A 12,623-nucleotide genomic window follows, 5' to 3' on the forward strand; every position below is an offset into this window, starting at 1 on the left:
GCTCCTGTCAGCCCGGATCCCGGACCCCGCGGCGCGGCCCCTCCGCCGCGAGCAGGTCCGGGATCTCCTGTGTCGCATACCACAACAGGTCTTCACCCTCGCACGAGTCGAGGGCGAAGACAGCGTCCTCGTGGTCAGAACTTGCGGTGTCACCGTGGGCGACGTCCCAGCTGTCCGCCGCCTTGCCGATCACCGCCTCAGCGCCGTCGGCATCCAGATGCACGGCCGCCACCGCCGTCCACGGAACCACGACGTGCAGCTCTAGCCGGGCATCCCCGAGGTGAACGCTGCCGTCGGCCGGTGGGACGGCTGACACCTCGCACGCCACTACCACCCGCTTGCGCGGCGCGTCGGGGTCGACCGCGATCAGCCCGACCGAGGCACGAGCCGCCTGCGCCATCGCGGCGTACTCGAGTTCCTCGTCGTCGCCGTCGCTGTACCACTCGCGCAGCGCGGGCGTCACGGCGTACCCGGTGAACGGTGCCGGACCGAACTCCCCCGCGTGGCAGGCGGCGTCGAGCAGGGGAATGGTCGATGGGATGTAGATCCTCATGAGCCCGCCTTCTTCGTACTGCGAGGTTTCTTCCGGCCGCGCGACGCCCGGTTCCGGCTCCCCTTGGTGGTGTCGAGCAACTCGTCCAGCGCGTCCGTCACGCACTGGGCGAACACGGCGAGGTCGGGCATCGCGGTACGGTCCGCGTTCAGCCCGAACGACACCTTCCCGTCGTACGACGTGACGCCCACGGACAGCCCCTGCCCCGGCATCAACGGCACCACCGGGTACGACGCCAGCATCGGCGCGCCCTGCGCGTACAGCGGGAACTGCGGACCCGGCACGTTCGTGATCACCACGTCGTCGATCGGCCGCACGGTGGCGGTGGCCACCCGGGCGGCCAGCGCGTGCAGCGTGGTCGGCGCGAACCCGGCGATCCCGACCAGCGAGCGGGCGCTCACCGCCCGGCCGGTGTCCTTGTGCACCTTGGTCTGGTACGAGATCTGGTGCAGCCGCATCACCGGCGAGTTCTCCCCGACCGGCAGGTTCACCGTCGAGGCGATCACCCGGGAACCGAGCGAGGTCGGCTCCTCGTCATCGTCGTCGCGGATGCTGACCGGGACCACCGCCCGGACCCCGCGGATCGGGCTGACGCTCTCGCCGCGGGTCATCATCCAGGCACGCAGCGCACCCGCGACGACCGCCAGGACCACGTCGTTCACCGTGCCCCCGTGCATCGCCCGGACGGCCCGGTAGTCCTCCAGGTCCGTCTGGACCGTGGTGAACCGGCGCTGGCCGGAGGTCTTCACGTGCAGTGAGCTCTCCTGGACGTGCCGCTGCGCGACCACCGAGCCCACCACGTCACCGAGCACCTCGCGGACCGAGGTGGACCCGGTCAGGCTGGCCATCTCGGCCCGCGCCAGCTCCAGTACTGCGGTCGGGTGGCGGGTGGCGTCCGCGAACACCCCGGCGAGCAGCTCCAGCGCGGAGGGCGGGTGCGCGGGCTGCCAGGTGTCGGTCGGGGTGTCCCGCGGATGCGCGGTGGCATCGAGGACGACCTGGCCGATGTCGACCGTGCTGTTGCCGTCGACAAGCGCTTGATGGGACTTGGAGATGATCGCGAACCGGTCCCCCTGCAGTCCCTCGACGAGGTACATCTCCCACAGCGGGCGGGCCCGGTCCAGCCGGCGGGACATGATCCGCGCGACCAGTTCGAGCAGCTGGGCGTGGGTGCCCGGCCGGGGCAGGGCGGACCGGCGTACGTGGAAGGTGATGTCGAACTCTTCGTCGTCGACCCAGATCGGCCCGGCGAACCGGCCGGGCACCTGCTGGATCCGCTGCCGGTAGCGGGGCACGAAGGCGATCCGGTCGCGGATCAGCGCGACCAGGCTCTCGTAGTCGAACCCGTCGTCCCCGTGCACCGGCGGCTCGAAGATGTCCACCGTGCCGACGTGCATCGGGGTGGCCGGGCTCTCCGCCTTCAGGAAGGTCAGATCCAGCGACGTCAACCGGTCCGGCATCCGGGCCCTCCTTCACCTGTCAGGTTCGTGTCCAGTCACCCTAACCGTGCCCACGGACAGTGGGCTGCGACACTGGCTGGGCAGATCGTGACACGACCGATGGTGCATCCGGGAACACTGGGCCCGGCGCGTTCGTAGGCCAAGAGGGCGTGTGTCACGCCTGCTGTTCGGAATCGACCCTCGAAAGGCCCCTCGTCTCATGCGTTCGACGTTCTCCCGCGGTACCGCGCTCGCGCTCCTGCCCGCTCTCGGCATGCTGGTCCTGGCCGGGTGCGGCGACGACTCCGGCGCCGGTGCGACCCCGAGTACGCCGCCGCCGTCGTCCGCTCCCACGCCGACTCCGACCGAGACGCCCGCCAGCACCCCCAACACCAAGTCGCCCTCCAACACCACCGACCCCTCCGGCGAGCAGGCCGACGTCACCATCAACGTCACCGTTGCCAACGGCAAGGTCAACCCGAGCGGTTCGAGCATCAAGGTGAAGGCCGGCCAGAAGGTACTGATCACCGCGATCAGCGACGCCGCCGACCAGTTGCACGTGCACGGCTACGACAAGGAACTCGAGCTCACCCCGGGCAAGCCGACGTCGGTGACGTTCGTCGCGAACATGAAGGGCACCTTCGAGGTCGAGACGCACGAGAGCGGCAAGCTGGTCGCCAAGCTCGTCGTCTCCTGACCTCGCTGTGCTCGCTCTGATGCTGCCCCTGCACGGGATCGGCGGCCGGCAGGACCTGCCCATCCCGTTCTGGCTGGCCGTCGGCGGTGCCGGCGTCGCGATCGCGCTGTCCTTCGTCGTGCTCGGCCTGGCCTGGCGCAACCCGAAGTACCGCGGCGACGCGTCCGGGAAGCCGTTGCCCGCCGCAATCACCCGGTTCGTCGACTCGGCCGGCTTCCGCTGGTTCGTCCGGCTGGCCGGGCTGGCGATCTTCGGCTACGCGATGGTCGCGCTGATCTTCGGCGTGGACCGGCTGACCAACCCGATCTTCGGCTTCGTCTACATCCTGGTCTGGGTCGGTCTGGTGCCGATCTCGCTGCTGCTCGGCCCGGTCTGGCGCACCCTGAACCCGCTGCGCACCCTGCACCTGCTGCTCAGCAAGGCCCTGCGCCAGCCGCCCTCGCGAGGCCTGCTGAAGCTTCCGCCGTGGCTGGGTCTGTGGCCTGCCGCCTTCGGCATCTTCGCCTTCACCTGGCTCGAACTGGTCGCGCCCGACCGCGCTACCCTGCCGGTCCTGCAGGCCTGGCTCGCCCTGTACTTCGTACTCACGATGTTCGGCGCGATCCTCTTCGGCGACCGCTGGTTCTCCACGGCCGACCCGTTCGAGGTCTACGCCACGCTGATGGCCCGGCTGTCCCCCTGGGGCCGGCGGACCGACGGAGTACTGGTGGTTCGGCGCCCCCTGGAGAACCTGGACGGCCTGAAGGCTCAACCCGGACTGGTCGGGGTAGTGGCCGCCCTGCTCGGCTCCACGGCGTACGACGGCTTCTCCAACTCGTCGGCCTGGATCGGCTGGGCCCAGAACACCGACTACTCGATGACCACGCTCGGCACCTTGGCCCTGCTCGCGTTCATCCTGTTCGTCCTGGTCACCTACTCCAGCGCGACCCTCCTGGCCGGCCGCCTGTCCCACAGCTCCCGTACTGCGCTGCCCGGGTTGTTCGCGCACTCAGTGGTCCCGATCGCCTTCGGCTACGTCGTGGCGCACTACCTCACCCTGCTGATCCTGGAAGGCCAGCGAACGCTGATCTACCTGAGCGACCCGCTGTCCAACGGCGCCAACGTCTTCGGCACCGGCCTCCTGGGCCTCAACACGGATATCACCAACCACAGCACGGCAATCGCCGTCATCCAGGTCCTGGCAGTCGTCTGCGGCCACCTGATGGGCGTCATCTCAGCCCACGACCGAGCCGTAGCCCTCTTCCCCCGCCACAAGGCCCTAGCCGGCCAACTCCCCCTCCTCATAGTCATGGTCGGCTACACCGTCGGAGGCCTACTGCTGCTGTTCTCGACCTAGCGAGCGGCTGGTGTAGGCCAGGGTCAGGAAGGCGATCATGCCGAGGATCAGGTGGGAGTTGCCCGGGATCGACTGCCAGAAGGTCCAACTGAGCTCGCGGTCGTCGCGGAACGGGACCCACCAGATCGACCGGAGCATGAACAGGCCGTACCAGAGGACTCCGGTCACCAGGGCGGGCCTGGCACCCCACTCGCGCTGAACGGCGCGGATGAGGCAGATGCCGAGCGGGATGATCCAGACCCAGTGGTGGCTCCACGACACCGGCGACGCGTACAGCACGGCCAGGGCCATCACCGAGATCGCTGTCACCCGCTCATCCGCCAGCCAGAACCGCCGGGCCAGCCAGAGCACCAGCAACCCGAACACAGCCGCCAGCAGGAACCACACCGGCTCCACCCACGACGCCTCGTCGCCGAGCCGGCTGAGGAACCCCATGAACGACTGGTTCGCGGTGTAGGCCAGACCGCCCACCCGGTTGGCGTTGCGGATGACGACGGTCCAATACTCCCAGGACTGGTTCGGCACCACCGCGAACCCGATCGCCATCGTCGCCAGCAGCCCCAGGATCGCGTTGCGGAACGCCCGCCACTGCTTGGTGATCAGCAGGAACGCCAGGAACGGCAGCGGCGTGAGCTTCACCCCGATCGTCACGCCCACCCAGAACCCGCGCCACTTGGCCCCCGCGGGCCGGACCAGATCCAGCAGGATCATTGCGGTCAGCAACAAGTTGATCTGGCCGAACTGGATCGTCTGCCAGACCGGCTCCAGCAGCAACGACCCGGCCGTCAGAGCAGCCAGTACCGCGATCCGCCGCTCGCGCCACGGCTCCGGGACGAGGGTCCAGGCGCCGGTGGGGAGCGAGGCCCGCCAGATCAGCGCGATGCAGAGCACCGAGATCGTGGTCCAGACCACCAGCGCGACGCCCCACGGCACGGCAGCCAGCGGGACCATCGCGATCGCGGCGAACGGCGGATAGGTGAACGGAAGACCCGAGCCCGGCAGTTGCGCGTCGTACAGGGACTCGCGGTCGAGCAGCACCGAGCCGCCCATCCGGTAGACGCGCAGGTCGATCATGCCGTTGAACAGCCCGTACGCCCAGGCGCCGAGCGCGACGAACGCCACGCAGCCGAGGATGGCGATCAGTAGCCAGCGGCGGCTCGTGGTCGGCGGGGTGGTGGTTGTGCTCACGTCAGGTCGACCCCGAAGAGGGATTCCAGCTCGCGCCGCGTCTCGTCGTACGAGGTGTGGTGGACCGCGGTCATGCCGAGTTCGCGGGCGGCGTCGACGTTCACCTCGAGGTCGTCGATGAAGACGCACTCCTTCGGCTGCAGTCCGAGGCGTTCCGCCGACAGCAGGTAGATCTCCGCGTCGGGCTTGCGCATCTGCACCTCGCCGGAGATGACGATGTCGTCGAACATGCCGTCCCAGGTCTCCCGCGGGTAGGTGTTGCCCCACGAATTCGACAGCAGCGCGGTCTTGATGCCGTGCGACCTGGCCCGCCGGACCAGCGCGGACATCTGCGGCTCGTGCTCGAAGTGCGCGAACATCCGCTCGATCAGGCCTTCGGCCGGGACCGGCTTGCCATCGCGGCGGACCAGCAGCGCGGCCAGCTTGCGCTCGAAGTCGGGGACGGCGATCTGCCCACGCTCGAGCGCGTGGATCGGATTCAGCTCGGCCTCGGCGGGAGTGGCGGCCAGCCAGCCGACCATCGCCTGGTGGTACGCGTCGAAGTCGAGGTCGTCCAGCTCGGCCCAGCGGCCCAGCGCGTCGTTGAGACCGGAAGTGAGCACGCCACCCCAGTCCACCAGCAGGCCGCGGAGTGCAGGCGTGTCGTCAGGCATGCGCGCAAGACTACTCAGGACATGGTTTCCGGCTCTTACTGGCCGTTCACCGGTCGTACTCCACGGTCACGTCGCCGGAGGACGTCTCCGCCTTGATCGTCCGGGTCGCGGCAGAGTCGATCTTCACGTTGGCGCTCTCGTCGCCGGACGAGGTGTCGGTGTCGAGCTTGTAGGACTCGTCGCCGGACGGCAGCAGCACCGTCACGTCACCGGAGCTCGACTCCACGTCCACCGACGACGGCGCCGCGGTGAAGACCAGGTCCACGCTGCCGGAACTGCTCTTGCCCTTGACGGAGGTGGCCGTCAGGTCGCTCGCGTCGAGACTGCCCGAGGACGACTCCATCGACAACTGGCCGCTCATCTGGTTAGCCTCGATGCTGCCCGAGCTCGACTTGAGGGTGGCGCCGGTCAGGCCGGCCACCTTGAGGTCCCCGCTGCCGCTGTCGATCGTGACGTTCAGGTCCTTCGGCACGGTGATCACGTAGTCGGTGTCACAGCTGAAGGACAGGAATCCGCACCCGGAGTCGCGGATCTGCAGCTCGCCGTCCTGGTACTTCTCGCTCGGGTCGGAGCCGAACAGGTTGCGCTTGACCTTCCGGTCGACGGTGATCTCCCGGACATCGCCGGAGCGCACCTCGAGATCGGCCGACCTGGTGTCGATCGCGAGCGTGGTGCCGACCACCTGGTAGGTGTCCTGGCTGGTCTTGGTGTCCTCGGTCAGGCCGGTGAGCGCCCAGTAGACGCCACCGAGGATCAGGGCGACCGAGATCGCGATGCCGTACCTGCGCTCGGTGCTCATCGTGCCGGCCGGACGGCCCTGGACCTCGGACATGGTTCTCCCCTGGCAATGCCGGCGTCGCGGTTGGCGCCTGAGGCCCACCCTGGCACATCCCCGGGGCCTTGTCGGTGGGGTTTTCCCCCATAAATCAACTGAGGAGATCCCTGACGACCCCGGCTGCCAACTGCTGCATCGCCTTGCGGAGCTTGCTCGATTTCGCGGCGTCCGCGAGGCTCCGGCCGTGCGCCAGCGCTGCGTCACACGCCGCCTGGTCATACGGGAGCAGCGCGGCAGCCTGTACTCCGGCGTACCGGCCGAGCGCCTCCGCGATCGCATCGGCAGGGGAACTCCCCAGCGACCCTGAGCGAACCCTGTTCACGACCACCCGGGTGTTCGCCGACGGCACGACGGCCTTGAGCTCGTGGAGAGCCCGGATGAGGCGGGTCAGTCCGACCGGATCGGCGGTTCCGACCACGATCACCTCGTCGGCCTCTTCGAGCGTGGCGAGAGTCGCGCCGTTGCGACGCGGAGCGAGCGTGTCGAACGAGATCTCCTCGTCGCTCTCGATGCAGAAACCCGCGTCCACCACTGTGCAGGGAGCCAGATTCCGGGCTGTGGACCAGACAGACTCGATCGCGGCCGGCCGGAGCTCGGTCCATCGGTCGGCGCGGCTCAACCCGGTGAGAGCGATCAGGTGTGGGCTGATCTGCCGAGCGTGTCTCGCGAGCGTCGCCACGTCCAGCGAACCACCACTGGCGGATCTGGCCGCCGCGGCAAGCCCTGACGTCTCGTCGAGCATGCCGAGCTGCTGAGCCACCGTCCCGCCGTACACGTCAGCGTCGGCAAGCAGCGTGGACACCCCTCGCCCCGCCAACTCGGCCGCCAGCCCCACAGCGACCGTACTGCGACCCGGTGCGCCCGTCGGTCCCCAGACGGCGATGACCCGGCCCGTCCCTTGTCCGTAAGGCTCTCCGTACGCCTCAGGGTTGGCGACGGTCTCGTTGGAGAACGGCACGAACCCGCCGGCGAAGTGGGACACCGTTGCCGGCGGCCCGGATTCCACCGCGTCCACGATCGCCCTGCCGAGGTCGTCGGCGCTCACGTCCGCCGGGAGGATCCGCTCGATCCCCATCCGGCTCAGCCTGTCCTCGCCGCCGCTGAACTCGCCGTTGTCGGAGGGGTCTACCAGTGCGACCACCGCGATCCGGCGAGCATGGAGCGCGGCTACTGCGTCAGAGGTCAGCCGGGGAAGGTCCTCGGCCAGTAGAACCGCCCGTGCTTGTCCGCTAGCCGCCGCAGCCATGACATCGGCGATATCGATGCACCTGCGGACTACACGAATCCCCTGGGCTCTTTCGGCCCGGCGTACGACCTCGGCCTCCCACGGTGCGCCGGTCACCGCGAGCAGGACGGGCACCGACATCAGCGGCCCCGCCGGATGAGTACGGGCTCGCCAGAGCTCATCAGCGTGAGCGCTGTGGGGAGCCTGCTCAGGTCCTTCTCGTCCAGGCCGACCAGGACCTGCCGCCGCGCCGAACCGCCCGAGACGCCCTTCACCGCGTCGATCTGAACCACGCGGACCTGAGCCCAGAGCATCTTGGCCGGCTGATCCTTGGGCACCACCCAGACGTCGACGTGGTCGCCGGCCGCGGTGTCCGCCGGGAGCCGGCCCGTCGCGATGGACAACGGCATCTCCGTGCGATCGGTCTCGTCCTGGCTCGTCGCCGCCTCGCGTGGGACGAACTCGCCCTTGCTGATCGGGCGGGTGACCACGAGGCCTTTGAGGTCCGCGTCAGCGGCGACGTACTGGCCGGCTGCGTCGTTGCTGGTGAAGCGGACTCGCACCGTCGTGAGGTCTCCGCTGGTCAGCGTGGTACCGGCCGGCAGGTCGCGGCCGGCTGCCCAGACCGCGGTGGTGTCGTCCGCTGCGGACAGGAGTTTGGCGCCGGCGAGTGCGGTGATCGCGACCAGCAGCACACCGAGCAGCAGACGGCCGTCCTTCCATCGCGCCCGGCGGTTGCGCAAGGTCGGCGTGGACGGCGCTGCGAACCCACTCCGCAGCACTGGACTGTCGGCCACTCGGAACTCCCCAGATTGTCGGCGACTCTGTTACTGCTGCCGGTTTGCTGCTCTCGGTCACTGCTGCCAGTCACTGCGGTCAGTCACTGCCCGGTCGCGGTTGGCGAGCGACATTCTGCCTGGTTCGCGGTCCGGTCGTTCATTGTCATCCACAGGCCGACGGGGGTTGGGGACAAACGGGCTCATTCTGATGCCAATAGTGGCAAACTGAAGGAACCAGCCAGTCGCCGATACGAAAGGGGCACCGCACGCATGCCGGCTCCGCGTTTCCTCCAGCTGTCCGACGTCGCCGAGGTCCTGAACATCTCGGCCAACCAGGTGTACGCCCTGGTCCGCCGCGGTGACATCCCCGCGGTGAAGATCGGCGGCCGCGGCCAGTGGCGGGTGGAGTCCGCCGAGCTGGAGAAGTACATCGAGCGGCTCTACACCGAGACCAAGCAGTTCATCGACTCCCATCCCTTCGGCGAGGAAGCCGACCAGCCGGAGGAAGTTCGCTGAGCGTCACCGCTATCCGCTTTCGCGTCTTGCTCTAGCTTGATTTTTTCCTTGTGGATAAGGAAAAACCGCCTCTCCTGAGCTTGCATCTACTCCGTCACTGAGCGTACTATCGAACACATGTTCGCAGCAGATGTGGTTGACCTGGATCCGGCGGAGACGCTGGCCGCGGCCGCGCGAGCACGCTCAACTGAGAACGAGGCGGGCGTCGACCGACTGATCCTGGCGGCACACTTCGCCGACCTCCATCCCGGCCCGGCATCGATCCCCGGCGACCGGACGCTTCCAGGTGGCGAACGCAGCATGATCTACGGCGGCCCAGGCTGCCCCGGCATCGCCGAATTCTCCGTCGCCGAGTACGGCGTCGTGCTCGGCGTCTCACCGGAATCAGCCGCCAAGGACATCGGCCAGGCCCTCGCGCTGCGCCACCGCCTCCCACGCACCTGGGCAGCCGTCCTCGCCAGAACCGCCACCGCCTGGAAGGCCCGGCTGATCGCCACCGCCTGCCTGCCCCTGTCGATCGAGGCCGCCGCGATCGTGGACCGCCGGGTCGTGGGCATCGTCGATTCGGTCGGCCCGATCCAACTGCGCAACATCGTCAAGGCCGCGACCTGGCAGGCCGACCCCGAAGCCGCCCGCCTCGCCGCCGAACAACGAGCCCGCGAACGCGGCGTCTGGGCCGGCCGCTCCGACGAACACGGCACCACCCCGCTGTTCGTGAAAGCCGCCACCGGCGACGTCATCCGCATCAACGCCACCATCACCCAGATCGCCGACGCCCTGGCGGCCCTAGGCGACCCCGACCCGCTCCAACCACGCAAAGCCAAAGCCATCGGCATCCTCGCCGACCCCGCCCTGGCCCACCAACTCCTCCAGGTAGCCCAATACCTAGCCACCCACCAGACCGCCTCTACCCCAACCCCCGCCCAATCTCCTACGGCTGTCGCCACCCCACCCAAGCAACCCACCGAATCACGCCCCACTGAGCCAGACCGCTTCACCCACCCTGCGCGCCCCACCCACACAACGCGACCCACCGAGGCTGGTCAGCCAACTGAGCCACAAGCCGACACTCTGCGCCGCACCCACACCCCACCGCGAGCCGACACTCCGACCCCCACCCACACCCCACCGCGAGCCAACGCTCCGACCGCCGCCCCACTTCGAGCCAACGACGAACCGCACCTCGCCGCACCGGTCGGGCACCCGACCCCTGCTCAACCAACTCAGCCAGCGCTAGCCGACGAGCTGGTTGCTGACGGCAACGTGAACCTCAAGCCGGCGAACCCCGCTTACGCGAACACCGGCATCTCAGCGCAGCGTTCCACCCAGCCAGACACGGCCAACGCCCCACAGCCCGACCATCTCCCCGACCACCCGGACCCGTCCAGCAACCTGTTCCTGGCCGACGAGCCCCACCCCGACGCCGAAGCCGACCGCGACACACCCCACCCCAGCCATCCCGCCCACCCGCTCGACGCACCACCACCCCGCACCACCACCCGCACCCCCGCCGCCCTCGCCCAAACCCTGCGAGCGATGGACGCGGCCACGTACACAGGCATGGACCCAGCGTCCCGCCACGCCCTCACCGCAAAACTCGCCGCAATCAAACACGCCGCCGACAGCACCACCGCCGACCCCACCGGCCCCAAATCCAGAACCAGACCCGGCAGAACCAAGCTCTACATCCACCGAACCGACGAAACCCTCCTCGCCGGCCATGGAGTCACGCGCGTAGAAGGCTTCGGCCCCGTCTACGCACCCCGACTGGCCGAACTCTTCGGACACGACCAACTCATCATCCAGCCGGTCATCGACCTCAACGACCACCTCAACGTCAACGCCTACGAAATCCCCCGCCGCATCCGCGAACACGTCAAGCTGACCTACCCCGTCGAACAGTTCCCCTACGGCCCCGGCGAAACCACCAACAACACCGACCTCGACCACGTCGCCCCGTACGACCCGACCGGACCACCAGGACAAACCAGTACCACCAACCTCAGACCCCTGCGGCGCCTAAGCCACCGGGTGAAGACCCACGCCGGCTGGAAGGTGCGGCCCATCGACGACCACGCCCTCGAATGGACCACCCGCCACGGCTACATCTTCCGCGTCGACCACACCGGCACCCACCCGGTCTCAACGCCGCCGGACCGCATCCAAGGCACGGGTAGGGACCAACCGTAAGTTATAGACCTCCGTACGCCGCCGCGGCGCGTCCAGCGGATGCTCTGCGATCTCCAGGAAGTCAGCACCAACGCGATCGATCGTCCCCGTCACCGGATTGCTCCCGCAGAACAACGTCACGGGCGACCGATCCCGGGCAATCCCCCTGAGCAGATGCGCCAGCCCTAACTTCGCCGCAACAGCACCCTCAGCAGCCTCCGCCCAGGGGCCCAGACCGTGGATCGCCGTGAGCGCGGTATCGGGGATCAACCACTCCTCATAGCGGTCGCCCTCCAGCAGCAGGCAATCCTTGCCCACTCGACTGAGCGTCCCCTGAACCGGCGCCGCGTGCGTCAACTCCACCCGCACCACCGTCCCGACCGCTCCCCGCAGCCGGTCCAGCACGGTGATCTTGCCGACCTCGGCGCGGATCCGTTCCGCCACCTCACCGAACAGATCACCGTCCTGCATGGCCTCGAACTGAGACTCCAGGTCCGCGAACAGAGCTTCCAGACGCATGCCGTGAACCTACCCGCCATCCCGGCCACCGCCACTCTGCGTCCACCTGTTCGACACTCCGTGACACAAAATCACCTCTTCCGACTTGCCAAAGCCGGTCTAGTGCGGTCTATATTGATCAAGCCGAAGCAAACTAACGCAAACGCATAGATCAGAGGCGAAACGAGATGAACGCAGCGATCCGAGGCTTGAAAGGTCTGTTAGCGCTCAGCGCACTGGCCGGGCTCGGCGTACTGCTGCGCTGGGTGACCGCCGGCGCGGTAACCGAGATGAGCTCCCACGACCTGCCCTCAATGGCGTTCCTACTGATCAGCTGCGTTGCCTGGGCCGCCTACACCTGGCTCGTACTAGCGATCCTCACGACCGCACTAGAGCAAATCCCCGGCGCCCTGGGCCGCTCCGCCTCCGCAATAGCCACCGGCATCACCTCCCAAGGCTCCCGAGCCCTACTCCGCTCAGCCCTAGGCGTAGCCGCGGTCACCCCGCTAACCCTCACCGCCGCCCACGCCACCCCCGCCGACACCACCCCCTCCCACACCCCCACCGCCCACCCCTGGACCACCACAACCCCACACCCCACCATCCCCCTCACCAGCGCCCCCGGCGCCACCTCCCACTCCACCCCGCAGGCCTCCCAACCCACGAGCCACAGCACACCGCTCGTCGCACCCGCCGCCGAAGGCCCGTCCGCTGTACGCCCGTCCGCCGAAGGCC

12 protein-coding genes and 1 pseudogene are annotated in these 12,623 nt (G+C 68.5%); 5 read left to right on the forward strand and 8 right to left on the reverse strand.

From position 1 onward, the window contains the following. Positions 1 to 7: 7 nt before the first annotated feature. Complete coding sequence (locus tag ABD255_RS40960; RefSeq protein ID WP_344222238.1) at positions 8 to 553, reverse strand: DUF6912 family protein; 546 nt, start codon at positions 551 to 553, stop codon at positions 8 to 10. Next, on the reverse strand, positions 550 to 2,013 hold the full coding sequence (locus tag ABD255_RS40965; RefSeq protein WP_344222239.1) for a WS/DGAT/MGAT family O-acyltransferase: 1,464 nt from the start codon (positions 2,011 to 2,013) through the stop codon (positions 550 to 552). The genes ABD255_RS40960 and ABD255_RS40965 overlap by 4 nt, the downstream gene beginning before the upstream one ends. 199 nt (positions 2,014 to 2,212) lie before the next feature. Here ABD255_RS40965 and ABD255_RS40970 point away from each other — a divergent pair, with 199 nt between their 5' ends. Beyond that, positions 2,213 to 2,689 carry a cupredoxin domain-containing protein gene (locus ABD255_RS40970; RefSeq protein ID WP_344222240.1) on the forward strand — a complete coding sequence of 159 codons (477 nt, stop codon included), beginning with the start codon at positions 2,213 to 2,215 and terminating at the stop codon, positions 2,687 to 2,689. Between the two features lie 19 nt (positions 2,690 to 2,708). Beyond that, positions 2,709 to 4,025: a hypothetical protein gene (locus ABD255_RS40975; protein ID WP_344222241.1), complete on the forward strand. Its 1,317-nt coding sequence runs from the start codon at positions 2,709 to 2,711 to the stop codon at positions 4,023 to 4,025. Here the strand turns inward: ABD255_RS40975 and ABD255_RS40980 are convergent. The 5 genes from ABD255_RS40980 to ABD255_RS41000 form a co-directional block, all read right to left on the reverse strand. Continuing rightward, complete coding sequence (locus ABD255_RS40980; RefSeq protein ID WP_344222242.1) at positions 4,002 to 5,213, reverse strand: glycosyltransferase 87 family protein; 1,212 nt, start codon at positions 5,211 to 5,213, stop codon at positions 4,002 to 4,004. The two genes, ABD255_RS40975 and ABD255_RS40980, sit on opposite strands and share 24 nt — an antisense overlap. Then, a complete protein-coding gene (locus ABD255_RS40985) occupies positions 5,210 to 5,866 on the reverse strand; it encodes an HAD family hydrolase (protein ID WP_344222243.1) in 657 nt (218 codons plus the stop codon). Before ABD255_RS40985 ends, ABD255_RS40980 begins: the two co-directional genes overlap by 4 nt. Positions 5,867 to 5,912: 46 nt before the next feature. Continuing rightward, positions 5,913 to 6,698 carry a DUF4097 family beta strand repeat-containing protein gene (locus ABD255_RS40990; RefSeq protein WP_344222244.1) on the reverse strand — a complete coding sequence of 262 codons (786 nt, stop codon included), beginning with the start codon at positions 6,696 to 6,698 and terminating at the stop codon, positions 5,913 to 5,915. A gap of 94 nt (positions 6,699 to 6,792) precedes the next feature. After that, on the reverse strand, positions 6,793 to 8,067 hold the full coding sequence (locus tag ABD255_RS40995) for a CpaE/TadZ family protein (RefSeq protein WP_344222245.1): 1,275 nt from the start codon (positions 8,065 to 8,067) through the stop codon (positions 6,793 to 6,795). Then, on the reverse strand, positions 8,067 to 8,723 hold the full coding sequence (locus ABD255_RS41000) for an SAF domain-containing protein (protein WP_344222246.1): 657 nt from the start codon (positions 8,721 to 8,723) through the stop codon (positions 8,067 to 8,069). Before ABD255_RS41000 ends, ABD255_RS40995 begins: the two co-directional genes overlap by 1 nt. Before the next feature lie 252 nt (positions 8,724 to 8,975). On the opposite strand from ABD255_RS41000, the gene ABD255_RS41005 reads away from it, so the two are divergent. Together ABD255_RS41005 and ABD255_RS41010 are read left to right on the forward strand one after the other, a co-directional pair. Continuing rightward, positions 8,976 to 9,221: a helix-turn-helix domain-containing protein gene (locus tag ABD255_RS41005; RefSeq protein WP_344222247.1), complete on the forward strand. Its 246-nt coding sequence runs from the start codon at positions 8,976 to 8,978 to the stop codon at positions 9,219 to 9,221. Positions 9,222 to 9,338: 117 nt separating this feature from the next. Beyond that, positions 9,339 to 11,411 carry a 13E12 repeat family protein gene (locus tag ABD255_RS41010; RefSeq protein WP_344222248.1) on the forward strand — a complete coding sequence of 691 codons (2,073 nt, stop codon included), beginning with the start codon at positions 9,339 to 9,341 and terminating at the stop codon, positions 11,409 to 11,411. Here ABD255_RS41010 and ABD255_RS41015 read toward each other — a convergent pair. After that, on the reverse strand, positions 11,364 to 11,909 hold the full coding sequence (locus ABD255_RS41015) for a hypothetical protein (RefSeq protein ID WP_344222249.1): 546 nt from the start codon (positions 11,907 to 11,909) through the stop codon (positions 11,364 to 11,366). The genes ABD255_RS41010 and ABD255_RS41015 overlap by 48 nt on opposite strands. A gap of 167 nt (positions 11,910 to 12,076) precedes the next feature. Here ABD255_RS41015 and ABD255_RS41020 point away from each other — a divergent pair. After that, positions 12,077 to 12,623 (forward strand): annotated as a pseudogene (locus tag ABD255_RS41020) (hypothetical protein); the annotation flags it as partial.

The organism is Kribbella sancticallisti (assembly GCF_039530625.1).
In the GTDB taxonomy this organism is placed as follows: domain Bacteria; phylum Actinomycetota; class Actinomycetes; order Propionibacteriales; family Kribbellaceae; genus Kribbella; species Kribbella sancticallisti.

Excerpts from the sequence above, each read along its gene's own strand:
- ABD255_RS40960 (WP_344222238.1), bottom strand. The coding sequence starts at position 553 with ATGAGGATCTACATCCCATCGACCATTCCCCTGCTCGACGCCGCCTGC.
- ABD255_RS40965 (WP_344222239.1), bottom strand. The coding sequence starts at position 2,013 with ATGCCGGACCGGTTGACGTCGCTGGATCTGACCTTCCTGAAGGCGGAG.
- ABD255_RS40970 (WP_344222240.1), top strand. The coding sequence starts at position 2,213 with ATGCGTTCGACGTTCTCCCGCGGTACCGCGCTCGCGCTCCTGCCCGCT.
- ABD255_RS40975 (WP_344222241.1), top strand. The coding sequence starts at position 2,709 with ATGCTGCCCCTGCACGGGATCGGCGGCCGGCAGGACCTGCCCATCCCG.
- ABD255_RS40985 (WP_344222243.1), bottom strand. The coding sequence starts at position 5,866 with ATGCCTGACGACACGCCTGCACTCCGCGGCCTGCTGGTGGACTGGGGT.
- ABD255_RS40990 (WP_344222244.1), bottom strand. The coding sequence starts at position 6,698 with ATGTCCGAGGTCCAGGGCCGTCCGGCCGGCACGATGAGCACCGAGCGC.
- ABD255_RS40995 (WP_344222245.1), bottom strand. The coding sequence starts at position 8,067 with ATGTCGGTGCCCGTCCTGCTCGCGGTGACCGGCGCACCGTGGGAGGCC.
- ABD255_RS41005 (WP_344222247.1), top strand. The coding sequence starts at position 8,976 with ATGCCGGCTCCGCGTTTCCTCCAGCTGTCCGACGTCGCCGAGGTCCTG.
- ABD255_RS41010 (WP_344222248.1), top strand. The coding sequence starts at position 9,339 with ATGTTCGCAGCAGATGTGGTTGACCTGGATCCGGCGGAGACGCTGGCC.
- ABD255_RS41015 (WP_344222249.1), bottom strand. The coding sequence starts at position 11,909 with ATGCGTCTGGAAGCTCTGTTCGCGGACCTGGAGTCTCAGTTCGAGGCC.